This is a genomic window from Nitrospira sp., from assembly GCA_030692565.1.
Classification (GTDB): Bacteria; Nitrospirota; Nitrospiria; order Nitrospirales; family Nitrospiraceae; genus Nitrospira_D.
Genome location: JAUYAO010000058.1, coordinates 402,470 through 421,888, shown reverse-complemented (window position 1 = coordinate 421,888; position 19,419 = coordinate 402,470). Strand labels below are relative to the sequence as shown.

The window sequence follows — 19,419 nt, the reverse complement described above, 5'->3', positions numbered from 1 at the left end:
TCGTGCAACGATTATGTTAGAAGAACTCGCAGCTGGTTTTCCCATCTTGTCCTGCCTCCTCTTTCTCCCGTTTGTCGGAGCCGCCGTGCTCTGGCTCGTGGATGATGAGGATATGGTTCGGACTTCCGCCCTGACGATCAGCCTGGTCGAACTGGCGCTGGCCGTCTTCGTCTTGCTTCGCTTTGTTCCCGATTCCGCTGCCATGCAATTTGCCGAACATGTTCGATGGATTCCCGCCTTGGGGATCAGCTATCACCTGGCAGTCGACGGCATCAGCGTGCTCTTTGTCGGGTTGACCGCATTCCTGACGGTCCTCGTGATTGTGTATTCCTGGGACACCATTCGCCACCAGGTGAAACTCTACATGATGTGTCTCCTGGCCCTCGAAACGACGACCATGGGCGTCTTCGTCTCGCTGGACCTCATTCTCTTCTTCGTCTTTTGGGAATTGATGCTGATTCCGAGCTACTTCCTGATCAAACTCTGGGGTGGCGGGGCCGAACGTCATCATGCTGCCTTGAAGTATGTGCTCTACACCCTCTTGGGCAGCGTCTTCATGCTCGTAGGCATTGCGCTTCTGGATCTGAACTTTCATCATTGGGCGGTCCTCCGGCATACCGATCAGCTCTACTCATTTGACCTCCTCGATCTGTTGGCTGTCCCCATTCCGGTCGATCAGCAAATCCTCATTTTCTGGCTGATGTTCATGGGGTTTGCTTTCAAAGCCCCGGTGTTTCCATTCCACACCTGGCTGCCTGACGCCCTGCTTGAAGGGCCGATCGGCATGGCCGTGGTTCTCGCTGGGCTCAAGCTCGGGACATTCGGCTTTATCCGCTTCAGCATCCCGTTACTCCCGGAGGCCTCAAAGAGTCACACCGTCGTGACGGTTATCATGTGCCTGGGAATTGCCGCGATTACGTATGGCGCCATCATGGCCCTGATCCAGCCGGATTTCCGCAGACTTCTGGCGTTCAGCAGCATCAGCCATTTGGGCTTTGTGATGATGGGGCTCTTTGCGCTCAACTATCAGGGTCTCCAGGGCAGCCTCCTGACGATGATTAATCTCGGATTCAGCACGGCGGGACTCTTCTTTATCGCCGGGTTCCTCTACTCGCGACAGCAAACCACTCACCTGTCGGCATTCGGCGGGATGGCCCAACAGGTACCGCTCCTCGCGTCATTCTTTTTACTGATCGGACTGGCATCAATCGGCTTGCCCGGCACCAACGGTTTTGTCGGAGAATTTCTGATTCTCCTCGGCACGTTTAAAGCCAATTGGGTGTTCGGCGCCTTCGCCGTCACCGGAGTCGTCTTCGGCGCGGCCTATTTTCTGTGGTACTACGAACGGGCGATCCTGGGCCCTCTCGGGAAAGCCGTGAAGAGTACGATGGCTGATTTGCAGTTGCGAGAAATGGTTATTGCCGTATCGCTCTCCGTCATGATTCTCTGGATCGGGCTCTATCCGTCCCCCTTCCTCCACATCATGAACGGCTCGATCCAGGCGCTGGTAGACCGTCTCGATCATGGAACCGTCGCCGTGCTGACTGAACCAGTTCAACGATTGGATCACTAAGACCCATGGGTGAATACGCATTACTCTACATTCTCTTCGCTCCGTTCTTCGGCGCGCTCGCATTGATCTTCGTCTCCAACCGCCAGGCGCTCCTCGTGCGCGGGATTGCCGCCGGATCAGCGTTTATTTCGCTCATGGCGTCCCTCTATTTGTTCTATTCGTACGACCCTGTCAGAGGCGGATTCCAGTTCATCCAACGGTTTGAATGGTCGCGACAGCTCGGCATCTCGCTCTACCTTGGCGTCGACGGCATCGGCACGCCTCTGGTCCTGGCCTCGTCGATCTTGTTATTCGCGGGCATTTTTGTCTCCTGGCACATCAAAGATCGTGCAAAAGAGTTTTACATCTGGATTCTGATTCTCGCGGCCGCGACCATCGGCGTCTTCATGTCGCTGGACCTCTTCTTCCTCTACTTCTTCTACGAAATGTCGGTCATTCCGATGTACCTCCTGCTGGGTATGTGGGGCAGCCATACCAAGAAGTATCTGGAAATGACCGATCCGGAAGGCGTCAAACAACGCGATTCAGTCGGCTTCATCTTCAATTTCGGATCGAACAGCAAAGAATACGCCGCCATGAAGCTGGTGCTGTTTCTCTCCGCCTTTGCCGTCGCGGCCTTTATGGGTATTCTCCTGATCTACAAATCTTCAGGCTTGAACACGTTTGATATTCTGGTCCTCCGGGAACATGCCAATCTCATGAACATTCCCGTGCTGGGCACGACGCTGGATAAGATCATCTGGGTGCTGATTTTCTTCGGATTCGCCTCCATTGCTCCTCTGTGGCCATTGCATTCCTGGTCGCCTGTAGGACACGCGGCCGCTCCGGCTGCCACCAGCATGTTGCACGCCGGCGTCCTCATGAAGCTCGGGCATTTCTCAATTATCAGAGTCGCCTATGAGATTCTCCCTGAGACCACGCGCGAATTGATGCCGATGGCGGCCGTGCTCTGCATGTTCAGTATCGTCTATGGCGGGTTCGTCGCGTACTACGCGAAAGACACGAAGTACGTCATCGGGTATTCCAGTTCAAGTCACATGGGCTATGTGTTTCTCGGCATGGCGGCACTGGATTACATCAGTCTCAGCGGCGCGGTGATTTACATGTTCGCCCACGCGATGGCCACGGGCATGCTCTTCTCGATGGCCGGGTGGGTCTACGATCAAACCCACACCCGCGATATTCCGTCACTCGGGGGACTGTCGAACAAAATGCCCTTTATCTCCGCCTGCTTCGTGGTGGGATGCATGGCCTCCATCGGCATGCCGGGGACGATCAATTTCATCGCTGAAGTTATGATCATCGTGGGCAGCTGGAACAAATATCCACTCCAAGTGATTGTGGCCGTGCTCGGGATCGTGCTGACGATGGCCTACCTGTTTAAGATGATGCGGAGCCTGTTCTACGGCCCGATGGACCAGAAGTACAGTCACTCGCACGATGCGGTGGCGTTCGTCGACCGTCTCCCGCTCTTAATCATGATTTCCGTCAGCGTGGGATTTGGACTCTTCCCCATGCACCTGTATAACGTGGTTCGCTCGGGAGTCGATCCGCTCATCGCGAAGATTACGCACGTCGTGCCCGTCGTCGAGCTTCAGGCTCCGGAGGGACCGGCAACATCGCTGCACGAACAGTTAGCGGCCCGTGGCGCCCAGCTCCCTGATTCGCCCGTGGCTCAATAGGGTACCAGTCGACACTATGAACTTTGAACTCAATATGACGATTGCCGATCTCCTGTTTCTCCTGCCGGAGATCTTTCTGACGCTGTGGCTCTGCCTGGTCTTGATAGTCGACTTTGCCTTTCCCCGACTGCCTAAGGAACAGCTGGCCTACTTGAGCGTCGTGGGTCTCGTCGTCACCCTGGGCTGCCTCGCCTGGTTCGACTTGACGCATATTTCCGGAGCCCTATTCGGAAACATGTTTGTGCTCGATCGCATGTCCATTTTCTTTAAGATGTTCATCGTCGGCGCAAGCATTCTCGTGATCCTCGCCTCCATCGAATATGTCAACCGCTTTGCCTTTTTCAGGGGGGAGTATTACTTCCTCATCGTCATGTCTGCGCTCGGCATGATGTTTATGGCCTCGGCCAACGATTTACTGTCCCTGTTCGTCACGCTGGAATTTTCCACCTTCGGATTCTATGTGCTCGTCGCCTACCTGCGCGAAGACCTCGCGTCGAACGAAGCGGGGCTCAAGTTTTTTATCCTCGGGGTCTTTGCCGCGGGTCTCCTCGCCTACGGTATCAGCTTGGTCTACGGGGAAACCGGTAAGCTGGTCTTTTCAGACATGGCCTCTGCGCCGGCTACGCCGGGTTTGATCATCGGCTTCCTGTTGATCTTCGCGGCGCTCGGTTTCAAAATCGGCGCAGTCCCGTTCCACTCCTGGATTCCGGACACCTATCACGGTGCGCCCACCCCCGTCACAGCCTTTCTCTCCATTGCCCCGAAGGGCGCAGCCATCGCCATCCTGCTCCGGTTGTTCTTCGTTGCCCTGTTCACCTTTAAACCGATGTGGGTGGTCTTGCTGGCAGCGGTCTCCGTCTTATCGATGACCTACGCGAACATCGTGGCCATCGCCCAAACGAATATTAAGCGCCTCCTCGCCTATTCCGGCATTGCCCAAATCGGAAACGTCCTCATCGGGATGGCAGCGGGCACGAAGATGGGGAATGATGCGATCCTGTTTTATCTTCTCACCTATCTGTTCGCCAATATCGGCGCCTTCGCGGTCGTGATCGCGATGAGCCAGGCCATTGGCAGCGAAGAGATCAACGATTACAGCGGACTCAATCGCCGATCGCCGTTTCTGGCTTTTTCCATGCTGCTGTTCCTCCTCTCGCTGGCCGGCGTGCCGCCCTTAGCCGGGTTTATCGGCAAGATCTACATCTTTGTGGCGGCCATTAAGGAAGGGCTGTATACCCTTATTACCGTCGGGCTCGTAAACATCGTGATTTCCATGTACTACTACCTGATCGTCGTCAAGAAGATGTACATTGCCGAACCGATTGACCCATCACCCATTCGGATTTCCGGTCCGATGAAGGCTGTGGTATATGTCGGCCTTGCCGGAACGCTGTTGATCGGTATCTATCCCCAACCCTTCATCGACTGGGTGGTCTCGGCAACGATGATGTTCTCCCATCTCCCGGCACCTGCCACGACCGGTCTTCCCCCCGTCCCCCCTCTCGGCGGCTAGCCATCTGGCATCCGTCGCAGATCTGCTAAAATAGATGTTGCGGCCTGTGAACGGCCGAGAGTAGAGTGCCCAAAGTTTTCCCTACACCTTTCAACGCGGTTTCTTTCCATGGACACAGTGACGAGCGATCGACCGCCGCTGCCTCCGATCGCCGGAGATCCCACCCCGGAAACAGGCGCCACCCCGGCTCTCAATCCGCCACAACCGGCCAAGCGGACCCTCGTCATACGATTCCGCGAACTGACCATTGAACGCCGGATCCTGGCAGGGTTTAGTCTGGTCTTTATCGGCATCCTCATTATCGGCGCCGTGTCCTACCGCAATACGACCATTCTGATCGAGAACAGCCGCCTGGACACAAGGAGCCACGATCTCCTCCAGCTGTTGACTAACGTGGATGTGGCGATGGATGAGGCGGAAAATAACCATCGCCGTTATCTCGTCACCGGAGAAGTCGTCTACCTGAAGAGCTTCCGGTCACTCACGGAACAGAAACCAACCTATCTGAAGTATCTGAAAGACCTCACCGCAGGGCTCCCGCTGCAAGAGGGTCGAGTCGACACACTCCAGAAACTGATCGAGCAGCAAATCAGTGCGGAAACGGGGGCGATCGCCAAACGGGATGGAGGGGGATTCGAAGCCGTCCGTCGCATCGCGCTTGAAGGCGCCGCGAAACGCGAGCTCACGGCTATTCACCGCATCATCGGGGAAATGGAAGTTGAGGAACGTCAGAGTTTACGCCGGCGCCTCAGCGAATCGACCCTCAGCACAACCAATACCATTGTGCTTCTCGCCTTAGGAGCCCTCCTTCAACTGGTGCTCCTCGCCTCGGTCTATTACCTCATCCGGCACGATATTACCGCTCGTCGAAAGGTCGCAGCGGAACTCCAGCTTCGCGGGGAACTCCTCGAAGCGGCCAACAAAGAGCTTGAGGCATTCAGCTATTCGGTCTCGCACGACCTCCGAGCACCGCTCCGCCACATTGATGGCTATGCCTCGCTCCTCAGCAAATCAGTCGGCGACACCTTGAATGAGAAAGCCAAGCGCTACCTCCAAACGATTTCCGACTCGGCCAAACAGATGGGCCAATTGATTGACGACCTGCTCGTGTTTTCCCGCATGGGACGCCAGGAAATGCTCCATACCACGGTCAATCTCGACCAGCTCATTAAGACCATCCTTTACGATTTACGTCTTGACTTGCAAGGACGGGAAATATCCTGGACAATCGACACACTGCCGGAAGTACCGGGCGACCCCGCCATGCTTCGACAGGTGTTTGTGAATCTGATTTCGAACGCGATCAAGTTTACCGGAACCCGGCCCATCGCGAAGATCGCCATCGGGCTTGAACGGAAGAGCGCAGGGGAGATCACCGTGTTTGTCCGCGATAACGGCGTGGGATTCGATATGCAATATCTCGACAAGCTGTTCGGCGTCTTCCAGCGGCTTCACCGAGCAGATGAATTTGAAGGGACCGGTATTGGCCTCGCCAATGTGCGTCGCATCGTCCATCGCCACGGAGGGCGGGTGTGGGCTGAAGGCATCCCCGATCAAGGCGCGACGTTCTTTGTCACACTCCCAACCAGGAGACCTCGAACATGACGGTTGCAAAACCCATCGTACTGGCCGAAGACAACCCCCGGGATGCGGAACTCGCGCTCGCAGCCATGGAAGAGGAGCATATCTCTGACAAGGTTGTCCTGTGTCACGACGGCGCCGAAGTCTTAGACTATCTCTATTGCAGAGGGCAATTCAAGTCTCGCCTCAAGGGCAATCCCGCGGTTGTCTTTCTGGACCTCAAGATGCCCAAGGTCAATGGTCTTGAAGTGCTCCGCACCATTAAGTCCGACATCAGCCTTCGTCCGATTCCCGTCGTCATGCTGACCTCTTCCCGGGAGGAAAAAGACCTGGCAGAAAGCTATGCCCTGGGTGCCAATGCCTACGTCGTGAAGCCCGTCGAATTTCACCAGTTTCTCACGGCCGTGAGAGAATTGGGCACGTTCTGGGGCGTGATCAATGAACCACCCCCAGAAGGATCGGCGTCCACTAACTAATATGACCCACCCCGAGGCTCTGTGACGACCCCGCTAAGACTCCTCCAGCTGGAGGACAACACCGTCGACGCCGAATTGATCCTGGCGACCCTCAACGAGGGGGGTATTCCCTGTGAGACCAGCCGGGTCGACCGGCGAGACACCTTTGTCGACGCCTTGAAAGCAGGGAAGATCGACCTGATCCTCGCGGATTATTCTCTTCCAGGATTCGATGGGATCACCGCCCTCTCGCTCGCGCAACAACTCAGGCCCGACATCCCCTTCATCTTCGTCTCCGGAACCCTCGGCGAGGAATTGGCCATCGACGCCATGCATCGCGGCGCCACCGATTATATTTTGAAACAGCGCCTCGGACGGCTTGTGCCGTCACTCCAACGCGCCATCAGGGAACTGCAGGAACGGCAGGAGCGCGCCCGCGTGGAAGAAGCCCTGCGACAAAGCGAAAAACAGCTACGGCAAGCCCAGAAGATGGAAGCCGTCGGCCGCCTGGCCGGAGGGCTCGCCCACGATTTTAACAATCTCCTCACCGTCATCATGGGCCATGCCCAGGTCCTGCTCAACGAGATGGAGACGGAACATCCCTTCCGAACCAAAGTCGAAGAAATGCAGAAGGCCGGCGATCGAGCCGCGACGCTGATCCGTCAGCTCCTCACCTTCAGCCGTAAGCAACCGTCGACCCCAAAAGTGCTGAGCGTGAATCCCCTGATCACCAATTTTGAAACCATGATGCGCCGGCTGATTGGCGAAGATCTGGAACTCACCCTCGCCCTGGCACCTCAGGATCTCCGCATCAGCGCTGATCCCGCCCAGATTGAACAAGTCCTCATGAACCTCGTCGTCAATGCGCGGGATGCGATGCCCAAAGGGGGCAAGCTGAGGATCGAGACCGCACAGGTCGAGCTGACCAGAACACCCATGTATCATGCCCAGCTTCCCGCGCTCGGCACATTCATCAAACTCAGCGTCTCCGATACCGGAAGCGGGATGTCGCCCGATACCCTCACCCATATCTTCGAACCGTTTTTCACCACCAAAGAGGAAGGGAAAGGCACCGGCCTGGGTCTGTCGACCGTGTTTGGAATTGTCACCCAGAGTGGAGGGGGCCTCGATGTGACCAGCCGGATTGGACAAGGCAGTCGCTTCGACGTCTATTTCCCCAGCGTCCGATCCAATCTCGATCCGACCGCGTCCGCCCAAACTCCTCGTTCATCACATCGGGGGCGTGAAACCATCCTCCTCGTAGAAGACGATGCCTCCGTGCGCGACCTCGTCCGGGACGAGCTCAAGAAACTCGGCTATCGCGTATTGGAATCCAAGAACGGACTGGAAGCCTGCCTGGTTGCCACACAGCAGATTGGCAATTATCAGCTGCTGCTTACCGATGTGGTCATGCCCGGCATGAACGGGACCGAACTGGCACAACATCTGCGCATCCTCAAGCCCGACCTCAGGATTCTCTTCATCTCGGGGTATGCCGACGATGTCGGCATCGGTGCGACTGATCAGCTGAGCGACTACCTCCAGAAGCCGTTTACGCCGGAAGCCTTGAGCCAACGGATTCGCCACCTCCTCGATCTGGCGCCACTCCCACAGAACGGTTCGCCGCGGAAGGAAGCCTCCACCTCTCACGCATCGTAATCGCGCAGGTCGCCGCATGACGGCGTTACCATGGATAGGCCTCATGGACCTTCAGACGACGCAAACCCCGCACCGTTCCTGCCGCATCCCACGCACGTTCTTTATTTCACTCCTGCTCTGGTCAACAACACCGGCGCTCGCGCAAGAACCGCTATGGGAGCCCCTCCGCCCAGGCCTGACCGCCTCGATCTGGCAACCGGATGCGCGATGTCCCGACATGGACCGATTGTTGGTCATCAAGGTCAATCCAGCCCTCCATCGCTTTTCAGTACACCACTTTGCTCAGGAAGGTCTGCTGCATCCCCCTAGTATTGACGAATGGCAGAAACGAACCCGTCATGAGATTGTGTTCAACGCGGGGCTGTTCAGAGAGAACTTCGCGTACCTCGGCCTGCTCTTTAAAGGCGGGAAGTCACTTGGCAGTCGACGCCACAGCATATGGCAAGGACTGTTCGTCGCAGAACCCCAACCTCCGCTCTCAACACCCAAAGCAGGCGTACTGGATCTGGCCAACGATGTCTTTCATGAAGAGACGCCCGCCTATCTGGAAGCCGCCCAGTCGCTGATGCTGCTTGATCGCAAGGGAACCATACGCGTGCGGCAGACCGGGAAGCGGGCGTACCAAACCGTGGTGGCCGAAGAAAAAGACGGCCACATTCTCATTCTGAAAAGTCTCGGTCTGGTCACCTTACATGGGCTCGGCCAATGCCTGCGGGATACATTCCCATCAATCACACTCGCCATGGCCATGGACGGGGGATCTTCGTCTGATCTCGTCGTCTCAGAGTCCCTCTGGAAAGACCGGGAACCCTCAGACGCCAGGGCCACTTGGAAGGACTTGTTCACCGGCCGGTCAACCGCACATATTCCGCTGCCGGCGATCATCGGCCTCAGTCTTCGCGAGAGCAGCACAGGCCCCGTCAAACCCTCACCGCAACCCTAGCGTCCCGGACGCGCGACGGGGAATCCCGCTTCCGTCCAGGCATTCATGCTTCCCGACACATTGTAGACATGGCGGTAGCCGAGGTCGGCCAACGTCTCGGCGGCAATGTTGCTGCGGTGGCCCGACTGGCAATACACGACAATGTGCTCGTCTAACTGAGCCCCGAGCTCACGATGCCTGGTTTTCATCTCTCGGAAATCAATGTTCAGGTCCGTACCGGGTATCATGCCGGTCCGGTGCTCTTCCGGACTTCTGACATCAACCAACACAAATCCCTTCTTGTCGGGAGTCGATGCTTTGGCCAACCCCGCCTGCAGCTGCTGGACGGTCAGCAGGTAGGAATGGTATGACCACACCTGGCTGGTGACAGCGAGGCTACTCAACAGAAGAGCACCCAGGAGTCCCCATTTCCACCGTTGCATAAGACCTCCTCATGGTTCGCAATACGTTTTTGAGTCGAACATCATGCTGGCTGATCACAAAAAGAAGTTACAAAATGGGTCAAGCGCCCTGTTGCTCCTCCTATCCCTCTTACTGACCGGCTGCGGTGAGAGCACCACCTTGCTGCAAGAGTCCGATCGCGGCGGGGTCGTCGTCTATCCGTTCAAAGGCGAGCAGGGCGCCATGTTGGCCTCGTTCAGAACAGATGCATTGGCCATCATGAAGGAGAAATGCGGCGGGGCCTACTCGATCATCCGGGAGGGAGAAACCAAAGGCCGAGTCCGGGTAGCGGGCCCCGTCGAAGGGGCACAAGAAATCGTTCAAGAACGCCGCTGGGGGATTCACTTTCAGTGCAAGTAGGACGGCGTCAACCTCAGCGCTGAGCACCGTTGGCCCTGGTCAGATCGTCGATCGTCAGAAGACTCACCAGCGTGACTCCTTCCGCTTCCACTTTCTTACGTCCGTCCTGCTCCTGCCGATCGACAATGACCAGTGCATGGGTGACGGTCAATCCGGCACCTCGTGCCGCCGCGACCGCCTTCAGCAACGATCCGCCGCTGGTCAGCACATCATCCACGATGAGCGCTCGCTCGCCGGGCTTGTAGGCCCCTTCGATCAGCTTCCCCAGCCCGTGGTCCTTGGCCTGTTTGCGAACCACGAAAGTCCGCCAATCGCGGGATGGCTGTGCAACATAGGCATAGTCGGAGATTGTCGTGGCAATGGAGATTGCCCCGATCTCCAACCCGCCCAGACAATCCAGCTGAATGTCCCGGAGTGCGTCATAGGCCAGTTGCCCGACCAACCGCCGCGCGCCCGGGTGTGCCATCAGCGCACGACAATCCACATAGAAGGGACTCGTGAGCCCCGATGCCAGCTTGAACCCGCCCTGGGGATCCCACTTAAAAGAGTGGGTCTCGTGAAACGCTGTTGCCAATCGCTCGCGCACGGAACCTCCCTTGGCCAACGTGAATAAACACTGGAGCGTTATTCTACACGGTTGACCGACGGAAGGCAGCACCCGCTGAAGCACAGTAACGGTCCACACGAAACGAGAGCGGCAGAAGCAGGCTCCAAACAATGGCGACCACAAACAGAGACCGCAGGTGAGAGGCCCCTAGGTCAAGCGCTCCAAGCGTGACCCCGGCGTAGTAGCTGACCGGTCCGAAGACCGCGCCTAGGACGGCTGCGAGCCGCGGGCGCGACGAGAGCCAGCTCCATGAGGATCCCAGCGTGGTGGCAAAGACCAGCCATAGGCCCAGCAGCCACAAGGGCGCGAGGAGCCGCCCCCCGACATCATCACCGTGGAACTCCAATACTCCGGCCAGCCCCAAGGCGCTGTCCGCAAGATACCCCACCCCTCCCACGAGACCGATGACCTTCATCGTCGCCAACCGATCTGCCGCCATACGTACGTGGAGCGACAGGATGCAGGCGGCCACCGCCGGCCCGATCCATCCCTTCGAAGAAGCGGCCCCTAGCACCGCGGCCCACCAGGCGAGTTGAAAGGCCGCACCGTTGGCCACCTTGCTCAGCATACGAGAGGGACGCCGCGCCAGCCTGCTTTGGCCAGGAGCAGATGAACATTGCTGATCGAGCGTTCTGCAAACCCTCCTTCGCAATAGCTGAGATAGAACTCCCACAGCCGCACAAAGTCCGGCGGATACCCGAGTGCCGTGATGGCCGTAAGCGCCTGAGCCGCATTCTTGCGCCACGCTTGAAGCGTCGGAACGTAGTGCGCCCCGATGTCTTCCAACTGCACGAGGTTGAGCCCTCCGCTCCTCGCCGATGCAGAGATCAGCGCACTGACCGAAGGAATACAACTGCCGGGAAACATGAAATGCTTGATAAAGTCGACGGACCGTTTGGCCCGCTCGTAGAGCTGCTCGTCGATCGTGATGCCCTGCAGAAGCATCAGTCCGCCTGATTTCAACATCCGATTGCAGACGTTAAAGTAGGCATCGAAATAGTGATGGCCGACCGCCTCGATCATCTCGATGGAGACCAGTTTGTCAAAGCGCACGTTCAACTGAGGGAGGTCGCGATAGTCGGCCTGAATGACCGTCACCCGATCCCGCAGGCCCGCGGCATCCACACGCTGCACCGCCAGATCGAACTGCTGTCGAGAGATCGTTGTTGTCGTCACACGACATCCGTACTGCGAGGCCGCATGAATGGCGAACCCACCCCAGCCGGTGCCGATCTCCAGCACATGATCGCTCGCGGACAGCTGCAACTTCCGGCAAATCCGGTCGCTCTTGGCGCGCGACGCTTCCGCCAGCGTGGCATCCGGACGTTCGAAGTACGCGCAGGAATACATCATCGTCTCATCGAGTACGAGGCGGAAAAATTCATTGCCCAGGTCGTAATGGGCGGCGATGTTCTTCCGGCTGCCCGTCTTCGTATTGCGATTGAGCCAGTGCATGGCCGTGAGTACAGGGCGAGTCAGCGTCGCGAGGCCGCCTTCCACACCGTCCAGCAACTCGCGATTGAGGACGAAGATACGAACCAATGTCGTGAGATCGTCACAGCTCCAGAATCCACGCCGATAGGCATCGGCGACCCCGATCGTCCCGCCCAGTGCGACATCGGCATAGGTATGGGGATCACGGATCGTGATCGTCGCCTGGAGCGGGCAGACCGGGGTCGCCCGACCAAAGGTATGCCGCTCGTGGCCGTCGACCACGCTGACTGAACCATGACGGAGAGATCCCAGCCGGGCAAAGACCGCTCGTCGGGCAAGCCGGTACAATTGCGCCAGCACACGTGAAGGCGGGGAGACTGGACCCGAGACCTGTTCGACCATCACATCTGAGGGAATCATGGTTTCATTCATGAGTGTAGATGACTCGTCGCCACAGGCGACGCCTCCTTCCGTTTCTTCGGATGTGAAAGAAATGGCACCCCCTTCAACCAGAGCTTCAAGGCCTGCCAATGAATCGCACCGATAACCTTGGCCGTCATCAGTGGGTACTGCACCAGCACCTGCGCCAACGCGCTCCCGGACAGCTCCTTCCTCTGCAACACCATCGTCGCGTCAAAGAAGGGATGCCCATCGCGCAAATTCTCCATATGAATCGCCAGTTGTCTCGTCGGCGCCGTGAACCGCCAGTCATAGGCCACGTCCATGCCGATGAAGGGAGAGATATGAAACTCTTTATTGAGATGAAACCGCTTGCGTGAACCGGCCGCAAGATTGTCCCTTTCGCCGAGCACATAACAGTGACGTTCGCCCCACGGGGTATTCGTAATCTCCGCCACAATCGCCTCGACGTGTTCCCCGGACCCGTCGTAACAAAAGAAGAAACTCACCGGATTGAAGACGTAGCCGAAATAGCGGCAATGGGTGAGCAGCCTGATGGGACCGGTCGGCCGCCGGCCAGTACGAGCCTCGACCAGTTGGCGGATCGATTGATCCAGCGGAATCGCAGAATCGCCGACATGATCGGTCCGCTGAAACGAAGCGAGATTCCCTCGCCCAACAGACCAGAGCCAGCGGTCGGTGAAGACAGTCGGGAGTTCTTCCAGATCCAGAAACATCATGAACAGCCGGTAGGTAAACGCATGGGACACCGGCCTGAAGCGGCGATGCCGGACATGTCCTGAGTAGATACAACTGTTCATGACGACAGATCCTTACCGAACGGCTTGCAAACCGCCAGGGCGCTCTTCACACCGTCCTCGTGGAACCCGAACCCCCAATAGGCCCCGCAATAGGATGTCCGGTTCACGCCGCTGATGTCCCCGTGCCGTTTCTGCGCCGCAACGGCGGCAGGGGAATAGACGGGATGGTGATAGGTGATTCGCCGAATGATCTTCTGAGGATCGATCGCCTGCGTATGATTCAACGTGACGCAGAACTCATGGGATGCCGTCAGGCCCTGCAGGCGGTTCATATGATAGGTCACCACCGCGCGATCCGGCTGATTCCTGAGCAGATGATAGTTCCACGCGGCCCAGGCCAGTTTGCGACCGGGAAGGAGCGACGCATCGGTATGGAGGACCGCCTCATTATCTTGATAGGGTATTGCGCCGAGAATCTCTCTCTCCGCGGGCGAGGGATCGGCCAGCATCGCGAGCGCCTGGTCGCTATGAGTGGCAAGAATGACGTGGTCGAATCGCCTCGATGGAGTTTGCCGCCCGTGAACGGTCACCCCGATCTCCACGGAGTCCGGCTGACGGGTGATGGACTCAACCGGCGCATTCAACTGAATCCGATCCCGAAACGGCGCCACCAACTTGTCCAGATAGCGCCGAGACCCGCCCCTGACCACGCGCCAGGTCGGGCGTTGATCGACAGAGAGCATGCCGTGGTTCTTGAAGAACTGCACCAGATAGCGCGCCGGGAACTCCTGCATCGTCGCATGATCCGCCGACCAGATCGCCGCTCCCATCGGAACAATGTACTGCTCGATAAACTCCCTGGAGTAGCTCTTCGCGGTGAGGTACGAACCGAGCGAGGGCCCCGGCTCCGGCTCTTCAAGCAGGGTCAGCGACTCACGATTGAATCGGAGGATATCGCGGATCATGCGATAAAACGAAGGGCGCAGTAGATTGCGTCGCTGGGCGAAGAGGGTATTGAGAGACGTCCCGTTGTACTCCAATCCGGTGCGCTCGCACTTCACGCTGAAACTCATATCGCTCGCTTGCGATTCCACCCCGAGCTTGTCCAGCAGCGCGATGAAGTTGGGATACGTCCAGTCGTTGAAGACGATAAATCCCGTATCGACTGCGAAGGTCCGCCCATCCCTCGCTACGTCAATGGTATTGGTGTGGCCTCCGATGTACCCAGCGGCCTCGAAGACGGTGAGCTCATGATCCCGGTGAAGCAGGTAGGCCGCGACCATTCCGGAGATGCCTGTACCGACAATCGCGATCTTCATACGATCTTCAGCGCCTCGTTGATCAGGTCCGGACCAGGCCAGATCGGAAAATAAGCCGCCACAACATCGACGCCCGGTATGATTCCATTACTTCCTGGCCTACGCTAGTTCCACCTATGCGGGACCCTACGGACCTTGGAAACATCGTAGCCTTCCTGGGCGATGAGCGTGAGAAACCGCTGATAGTCTGGATCAGAAATCTGAGCGGTTCGCGCCATCAACCAGACATAATCACGCGCAGCTCTTCCAATGACCGTCTGACTGTACGAATCGTCTACAAAGATGATGCGATAGTCGGCTTGGATGGGCCAGATGAACTGCATTCCCCAGATTGCGTTCGATTTCCGATCAAGGACATAGCCGGTCGGATGATAGGTCTTGCGCGCGCCCTCAAATCCGCCCTCGCGGAAACTGAAGGTCGTGGCCACGGTGCCATCCCCGGCTAGGCGATAGGACTCCATGGCGTTGTAGGCGGTCGTCTCAATAAAAGTTGGAATATTGGCGATGACATACCAGTCCCCCATGAACCGCTCCAAGTCCACGGCCGTCGCAGTGTGAATGGGTGGGGGGCTGCTGCAGGCTGCGAGTACGAGCAGCACAACGGGCATGAAGAATGATGGCCTCATAGATGACATGTGTACCTCACTGGAGCGTATAGCGAAGGGTATCGCCCTTCTTCGTGGTGGATTGGAGTGCGACCCATCTGCCGTTCAAGGTGTACCAGAGATCGACCGCAAACTTATCCGTCACGATCCGGCGGTGGATCGCTCGCGTCGGGACTCCCTGCACGGGAATCGTCTCTTCACCCACCGCGAGAATAGACACCGGCTGATGTTCGCCGGTCTGCGAATTTAGCAATCGCTCACCCTTGATCCACTCAGGGTTCCAGTAGGCAAAGGTCTTGATACATCCCTCGCCGATCCAGTTCCCGGCCTGTGTCAGCACCTGTAACTGTCCGTTCCGAAAGATTCCGTTCACAAAGAAAGAATCGCCGTTATCATCAGTCTCCGCGTGAATCTCGCGCAGGCACGTTCCCTCCCATGTTTCGACGTTGGTATGCCGATAGGTATAGACCGTGATGTACAGGAACTTGACCTTGAACTGCGCATCTACCCGGACCTGGGTCCGGTCGCCTTCCGAAGAGACATCAAAACGCTGGCGTCCGATTTCATCCTTGCCGAGGAAGACCTTGAAGTCATAGGTCTGCGAGCTGGCACTCCACGCCTGTTGGGAGGCGCTTCCAAGGCACGTCAGGAACCCGAGAAGAGCCACCGCGATACGAAACCCGCTGGTCATGGAACACACGCTAAGCATGACCTCTGTCTCCTGGAATGGAGGCCTGCACGCCCTGTTTCGGCGGACCGGGAATGAAGGCATTGGTCCTTGCGATGTACTCTCGATACGCCGGTCGCCGCTCGACGATGGTCTGCTCCACCAAAGTTACGCCCGAGAATTTCAAGAGCATGTAGGTGAGGAGCAGGGGCCCCGCGACCGTCCACCAGGCCCCGGCCGGCAGCGCAAAGAGGAAGAAGCCCCACCAGATCAGGCACTCGCCGAAGTAGTTGGGATGACGGGTGTAGCGCCAGAGTCCGCAGTCCATCACCTTGCCGTGGTTCGCCGGATCGGCCTTGAACCGTGACAGCTGCCAATCTCCCACACCTTCGAAGATCATGCCGACGGTCCATACTGTCACCGCCAGTACATCCCATGCCCCTCCATCGACCGATACGGTAAGAGCTGGCCACAGGGGTATGGAAATGACCCATGCCAGTCCTGCCTGAAACCAGAAGATGAGTCCAAGACTCTTCAGGGCGAAATTCGGTTCATATTTCTGGCGGATGTCTCGATAACGCCGGTCCTCGGGCTCACCCCAGTTGCGATGGATGATATGACCTGACAGACGCACGGCCCACAGCACAACCAGCGTCAGGATGAGCGTCGTCCGTCCCGTATAGGGCTCCGCACCGGTGGCGTACACCGTCACGGCGGCGAGGAGCATCAAGGCCCACACGCCGTCCACGATGCTCACATCGCGTTTAAGGACGCTGACCACCCATGTCAGCGTCGCCAGACCCATCGTTGAAACCAGTCCTAAGAAATAGAGCGATAGACTCATGACGTCTTCTTCTCCAGCAGGCCGGCATAGCCATCAAAGCGAGCTGACAACGCCAGCAGCAGCGGCGTCAGCACCGCCCAGCCGATGGCCAGAGCCAACAGACCCGCGGGCATATTGCCGAATTCCAGCGCGCCCAGGCGGAGGCCGCCATAGTAGGCGGCAGGACCCCCGGCAGCTCCAAACACAACCGCGATGACCCAGCGCCCCCTCATCCAACGCAACGAAACATTCAAGAGGGTTGCGAAGAGCCCCCACAACGCCACGATCCAATACGGGGCAACGTTCGGGAGCACGATCCCCGAGGAGTACTGCAGCCAGCCCTGCCATACCAACAGACTATCGAAGACAAGTCCCAAGGCGAGTGCCAGGAATACCAGTGTGAGCTCCGCCATTGGCAGGGGAGCACGGAGCACATGCACGACCACCACCCCCGTCGTCACGAGCACGCCGATCCAGGGCTGGTGCGCCGCGGCGCTCCACACACACGCAAACCAGCCGATTTGAAAGAGCACAAAGTTGCTCACGATCATTGTGGTGCTCATCTTCATGAAGCACTCGCCGCCGGTTTTTCGAAGAGATAGTGACTGACCCCCCATTGCCGGCCCTCTTCATAGCCGAACAGCTCGGCACAGGCCATAAAGAAGATACGCCACCGTCCCCACCAGGCTCGCGCCTGGGTCTTGCCGTAGACACGCTCGATCACGGGCCAGAGTGTCTCGCGGGCGGCATCCATATTGGTCAGCCAGGCGTTGGACGTCTTCTCATAGTGCGTGCCGTCCCACCGCCAGCGGGCCACACAGGCGAGTTGGTCCTGACAGGCCAGCGGCAGGCTATCGCTGGGCATCATCCCGCCCGTGAAAAACTGACGACTCATCCAGTCGGCGGGCCCCCGGTCTTCGAACAGGTACGAAGTCGCGCGATGCACGAACACGTGCATGAAGAACTGGCCGCCCGGTCTCAGCCATCGGCGGACGCGCGCAAAGAGGTCGGGCCAGTTACGCATATGTTCGAACATTTCCACCGACACGACTCGATCGAATTGCCCTGGATCGATCTCGAACGTGTTCATGTCGCAGGTCACCACGCGGACCCGGTTCTGTAGGCCGCGTTCTCTGGCCCGGGCCTCGATGTAAGCCCGCTGCGAGCAGGAATTGGAGACCGCCGTGATACGGCTCTGAGGGTAGTGCTCAGCCATCCACAACGTGAGGGAGCCCCAGCCGCATCCGAGCTCCAGAATCGTCTGCCCCTTCATCAGGCCCGCATGCAAGCAGGACTCACGCAAACCGGCGGCTTCTGCTTGGGCTAGGGTCGTCGCGTTGGCGGGCCAGAAGGCGCTGCTGTATTTCAGGTGAGGCCCGAGGACCTGCCGGAAGAACTCGGCCGGAACCTCGTAGTGCTGATCATTGGCTTTCTCCGGTACCACGGCGATGGGCGAACGGCGTATCTCCTCTATAAATCGCATTTCCTGCCGTGCTGCTGCAGCAGCGTCACCTGACCGGATCTCCTGGAGGCGCTGTTTGAGCAACTGCCGAATCCCCCATCGGATCGTTACGTCTGGTAACAGCCCCTGTTCGGCCAGGTTCAAGGCAAGACGAGTGAGATATTGCATAGGCTTAGTCTCCAAGCAGAGGCGAGCATCCGGATGCCGCCTTAGCCATCGTCATGAAAACCGCTTCACCTGCTCCGCCAACGTGCTCGCGACGAGCTGTAGATCGAACGGCCAGGCATATCGCAGTTCGACGCCGGTATATTGCGGCCGCAGATGATCGAGAATTTCCGGAATCTCCACTTCCGAATGCGACCCGCCCGGCGTAAACATCGTGGTGGTGACGGTAATGTGGGTCGCGCCCTTCTTGACAAGTTCCTCCACCGACGCTTCCAACGTCGGTGCACAAAACTCGTTGTACGCCAGGGCGAACAAGACATCCCCTAAGTTAGCCCGCAACTGAGCGGCGACCGCTTCAAGTCCTGATTGATACGGATCCGTCTCCGGCGTCCTCGGCATCTGACGAATCCTGGTATCCAACTCGATCTCTTCCGCCGACGGCGGCAGCTTCGCCGCGCGCCGCTGACCCTCCAGCCGCTTTAGTTTCGTGACCAATTCCTGCGGGCATCCTTTGGGGATGCCACCGTGACCCACTAAAATTACACCGCGTCTTGCGACCGTCATGTCATCACTCCTCCGGTTGATTCTATTGCTCAGTTCGAGCCTGTCGTCACACTCAAGTACTCCTGAAGATTGGTCTTCCCATAGTGACTCGCCGGGTACACGGTCCGAATGAATCCGGCAATTAATGCCATCACCTGCTTCACCGCCGGAGTCTTTTCAGGGTCGGTGGCCGGCAAGAGACGGACGGTAATGGAGCGCTCGTGCCGCTTGAGCTGGACAAAGAAACTGCGCGCGACGCCCTGTTCAATCGCCACCGACTCCAGCAAGGCTTCCTTCCCGCTCCGGCCCACATAGAACTCCTGCACTTTCAGGATGTCGGTTCCCGCCCGATGCATCATCGGAACGAAGGCCTGATAAAGCCCCTGTAGATCTCCGGCTTCTTCTATGACGACATGCGGCATGATGG

Annotated in this window: 21 protein-coding genes; 8 read left to right on the top strand and 13 right to left on the bottom strand. The window is 58.0% G+C overall.

All coding sequences use genetic code 11. The annotated features are described in order from the left end of the window. Window positions 1-13: 13 nt before the first annotated feature. From Q8N04_18810 to Q8N04_18780, 7 genes are all read left to right on the top strand, one after another. Window positions 14-1,573 carry an NADH-quinone oxidoreductase subunit M gene (locus tag Q8N04_18810; GenBank protein ID MDP3092732.1) on the top strand — a complete coding sequence of 520 codons (1,560 nt, stop codon included), beginning with the start codon at window positions 14-16 and terminating at the stop codon, window positions 1,571-1,573. Between the two features lie 5 nt (window positions 1,574-1,578). After that, the gene (locus Q8N04_18805) at window positions 1,579-3,255 is read left to right on the top strand and encodes an NADH-quinone oxidoreductase subunit M (GenBank protein MDP3092731.1); all 1,677 of its coding nucleotides are present in this window, start codon (window positions 1,579-1,581) and stop codon (window positions 3,253-3,255) included. 16 nt (window positions 3,256-3,271) lie between these two features. Further along, window positions 3,272-4,768 (top strand): NADH-quinone oxidoreductase subunit N, encoded by a 1,497-nt coding sequence (locus Q8N04_18800; GenBank protein MDP3092730.1) that lies wholly within the window; start codon window positions 3,272-3,274, stop codon window positions 4,766-4,768. Window positions 4,769-4,876: 108 nt separating this feature from the next. After that, window positions 4,877-6,373: an ATP-binding protein gene (locus Q8N04_18795; GenBank protein ID MDP3092729.1), complete on the top strand. Its 1,497-nt coding sequence runs from the start codon at window positions 4,877-4,879 to the stop codon at window positions 6,371-6,373. After that, window positions 6,370-6,825 (top strand): response regulator, encoded by a 456-nt coding sequence (locus Q8N04_18790; GenBank protein MDP3092728.1) that lies wholly within the window; start codon window positions 6,370-6,372, stop codon window positions 6,823-6,825. Before Q8N04_18795 ends, Q8N04_18790 begins: the two co-directional genes overlap by 4 nt. Window positions 6,826-6,846: 21 nt before the next feature. Beyond that, window positions 6,847-8,463, top strand: a complete 1,617-nt coding sequence (locus tag Q8N04_18785) for a response regulator (GenBank protein MDP3092727.1) — start codon at window positions 6,847-6,849, stop codon at window positions 8,461-8,463. Window positions 8,464-8,506: 43 nt separating this feature from the next. Continuing rightward, window positions 8,507-9,406: a phosphodiester glycosidase family protein gene (locus tag Q8N04_18780; GenBank protein ID MDP3092726.1), complete on the top strand. Its 900-nt coding sequence runs from the start codon at window positions 8,507-8,509 to the stop codon at window positions 9,404-9,406. Here Q8N04_18780 and Q8N04_18775 read toward each other — a convergent pair. Next, window positions 9,403-9,828 (bottom strand): rhodanese-like domain-containing protein, encoded by a 426-nt coding sequence (locus Q8N04_18775; GenBank protein ID MDP3092725.1) that lies wholly within the window; start codon window positions 9,826-9,828, stop codon window positions 9,403-9,405. The genes Q8N04_18780 and Q8N04_18775 overlap by 4 nt on opposite strands. A 43-nt stretch (window positions 9,829-9,871) precedes the next feature. On the opposite strand from Q8N04_18775, the gene Q8N04_18770 reads away from it, so the two are divergent. Further along, entirely contained in the window at window positions 9,872-10,207 is a 336-nt protein-coding gene (locus Q8N04_18770) for a hypothetical protein (GenBank protein MDP3092724.1), read from the top strand. Between the two features lie 13 nt (window positions 10,208-10,220). Here Q8N04_18770 and pyrE read toward each other — a convergent pair whose 3' ends face one another. The 12 genes from pyrE to Q8N04_18710 form a co-directional block, all read right to left on the bottom strand. Then, on the bottom strand, window positions 10,221-10,793 hold the full coding sequence (pyrE, locus tag Q8N04_18765; GenBank protein ID MDP3092723.1) for an orotate phosphoribosyltransferase: 573 nt from the start codon (window positions 10,791-10,793) through the stop codon (window positions 10,221-10,223). A gap of 43 nt (window positions 10,794-10,836) precedes the next feature. Beyond that, window positions 10,837-11,382, bottom strand: a complete 546-nt coding sequence (locus tag Q8N04_18760; protein ID MDP3092722.1) for a DUF2878 domain-containing protein — start codon at window positions 11,380-11,382, stop codon at window positions 10,837-10,839. After that, window positions 11,376-12,668: a cyclopropane-fatty-acyl-phospholipid synthase family protein gene (locus Q8N04_18755; GenBank protein ID MDP3092721.1), complete on the bottom strand. Its 1,293-nt coding sequence runs from the start codon at window positions 12,666-12,668 to the stop codon at window positions 11,376-11,378. The genes Q8N04_18760 and Q8N04_18755 overlap by 7 nt, the downstream gene beginning before the upstream one ends. Before the next feature lie 8 nt (window positions 12,669-12,676). After that, the gene (locus Q8N04_18750) at window positions 12,677-13,468 is read right to left on the bottom strand and encodes a DUF1365 domain-containing protein (GenBank protein ID MDP3092720.1); all 792 of its coding nucleotides are present in this window, start codon (window positions 13,466-13,468) and stop codon (window positions 12,677-12,679) included. Then, window positions 13,465-14,727, bottom strand: a complete 1,263-nt coding sequence (locus tag Q8N04_18745; GenBank protein ID MDP3092719.1) for an FAD-dependent oxidoreductase — start codon at window positions 14,725-14,727, stop codon at window positions 13,465-13,467. The genes Q8N04_18750 and Q8N04_18745 overlap by 4 nt, the downstream gene beginning before the upstream one ends. A gap of 104 nt (window positions 14,728-14,831) precedes the next feature. Next, a complete protein-coding gene (locus Q8N04_18740; GenBank protein MDP3092718.1) occupies window positions 14,832-15,335 on the bottom strand; it encodes a lipocalin family protein in 504 nt (167 codons plus the stop codon). A gap of 34 nt (window positions 15,336-15,369) precedes the next feature. Continuing rightward, window positions 15,370-16,041, bottom strand: a complete 672-nt coding sequence (locus tag Q8N04_18735; protein MDP3092717.1) for a DUF6134 family protein — start codon at window positions 16,039-16,041, stop codon at window positions 15,370-15,372. After that, entirely contained in the window at window positions 16,034-16,843 is an 810-nt protein-coding gene (locus tag Q8N04_18730) for a DUF1295 domain-containing protein (GenBank protein MDP3092716.1), read from the bottom strand. Before Q8N04_18730 ends, Q8N04_18735 begins: the two co-directional genes overlap by 8 nt. Next, the gene (locus Q8N04_18725) at window positions 16,840-17,391 is read right to left on the bottom strand and encodes a DUF2878 domain-containing protein (GenBank protein MDP3092715.1); all 552 of its coding nucleotides are present in this window, start codon (window positions 17,389-17,391) and stop codon (window positions 16,840-16,842) included. The genes Q8N04_18730 and Q8N04_18725 overlap by 4 nt, the downstream gene beginning before the upstream one ends. Further along, complete coding sequence (locus Q8N04_18720) at window positions 17,388-18,452, bottom strand: cyclopropane-fatty-acyl-phospholipid synthase family protein (protein ID MDP3092714.1); 1,065 nt, start codon at window positions 18,450-18,452, stop codon at window positions 17,388-17,390. The genes Q8N04_18725 and Q8N04_18720 overlap by 4 nt, the downstream gene beginning before the upstream one ends. Window positions 18,453-18,503: 51 nt before the next feature. Next, the gene (locus Q8N04_18715) at window positions 18,504-19,013 is read right to left on the bottom strand and encodes a CbiX/SirB N-terminal domain-containing protein (GenBank protein MDP3092713.1); all 510 of its coding nucleotides are present in this window, start codon (window positions 19,011-19,013) and stop codon (window positions 18,504-18,506) included. Window positions 19,014-19,042: 29 nt separating this feature from the next. Then, a complete protein-coding gene (locus Q8N04_18710) occupies window positions 19,043-19,414 on the bottom strand; it encodes a hypothetical protein (protein ID MDP3092712.1) in 372 nt (123 codons plus the stop codon). Between the last annotated feature and the right edge of the window lie 5 nt (window positions 19,415-19,419).

Bases quoted from the DNA above. Each gene is read 5' to 3' on its own strand.
- Q8N04_18735 (MDP3092717.1), bottom strand. From the start codon at position 16,041: ATGCTTAGCGTGTGTTCCATGACCAGCGGGTTTCGTATCGCGGTGGCT.
- Q8N04_18715 (MDP3092713.1), bottom strand. From the start codon at position 19,013: ATGACGGTCGCAAGACGCGGTGTAATTTTAGTGGGTCACGGTGGCATC.
- Q8N04_18775 (MDP3092725.1), bottom strand. From the start codon at position 9,828: ATGCAACGGTGGAAATGGGGACTCCTGGGTGCTCTTCTGTTGAGTAGC.
- Q8N04_18770 (MDP3092724.1), top strand. From the start codon at position 9,872: ATGCTGGCTGATCACAAAAAGAAGTTACAAAATGGGTCAAGCGCCCTG.
- Q8N04_18730 (MDP3092716.1), bottom strand. From the start codon at position 16,843: ATGAGTCTATCGCTCTATTTCTTAGGACTGGTTTCAACGATGGGTCTG.
- Q8N04_18800 (MDP3092730.1), top strand. From the start codon at position 3,272: ATGAACTTTGAACTCAATATGACGATTGCCGATCTCCTGTTTCTCCTG.
- Q8N04_18795 (MDP3092729.1), top strand. From the start codon at position 4,877: ATGGACACAGTGACGAGCGATCGACCGCCGCTGCCTCCGATCGCCGGA.
- Q8N04_18755 (MDP3092721.1), bottom strand. From the start codon at position 12,668: ATGATTCCCTCAGATGTGATGGTCGAACAGGTCTCGGGTCCAGTCTCC.
- Q8N04_18725 (MDP3092715.1), bottom strand. From the start codon at position 17,391: ATGAAGATGAGCACCACAATGATCGTGAGCAACTTTGTGCTCTTTCAA.
- Q8N04_18750 (MDP3092720.1), bottom strand. From the start codon at position 13,468: ATGAACAGTTGTATCTACTCAGGACATGTCCGGCATCGCCGCTTCAGG.
- Q8N04_18745 (MDP3092719.1), bottom strand. From the start codon at position 14,727: ATGAAGATCGCGATTGTCGGTACAGGCATCTCCGGAATGGTCGCGGCC.
- Q8N04_18760 (MDP3092722.1), bottom strand. From the start codon at position 11,382: ATGCTGAGCAAGGTGGCCAACGGTGCGGCCTTTCAACTCGCCTGGTGG.
- Q8N04_18720 (MDP3092714.1), bottom strand. From the start codon at position 18,452: ATGCAATATCTCACTCGTCTTGCCTTGAACCTGGCCGAACAGGGGCTG.
- Q8N04_18710 (MDP3092712.1), bottom strand. From the start codon at position 19,414: ATGCCGCATGTCGTCATAGAAGAAGCCGGAGATCTACAGGGGCTTTAT.
- Q8N04_18740 (MDP3092718.1), bottom strand. From the start codon at position 15,335: ATGCCCGTTGTGCTGCTCGTACTCGCAGCCTGCAGCAGCCCCCCACCC.
- Q8N04_18805 (MDP3092731.1), top strand. From the start codon at position 1,579: ATGGGTGAATACGCATTACTCTACATTCTCTTCGCTCCGTTCTTCGGC.
- Q8N04_18810 (MDP3092732.1), top strand. From the start codon at position 14: ATGTTAGAAGAACTCGCAGCTGGTTTTCCCATCTTGTCCTGCCTCCTC.
- Q8N04_18780 (MDP3092726.1), top strand. From the start codon at position 8,507: ATGGACCTTCAGACGACGCAAACCCCGCACCGTTCCTGCCGCATCCCA.
- Q8N04_18790 (MDP3092728.1), top strand. From the start codon at position 6,370: ATGACGGTTGCAAAACCCATCGTACTGGCCGAAGACAACCCCCGGGAT.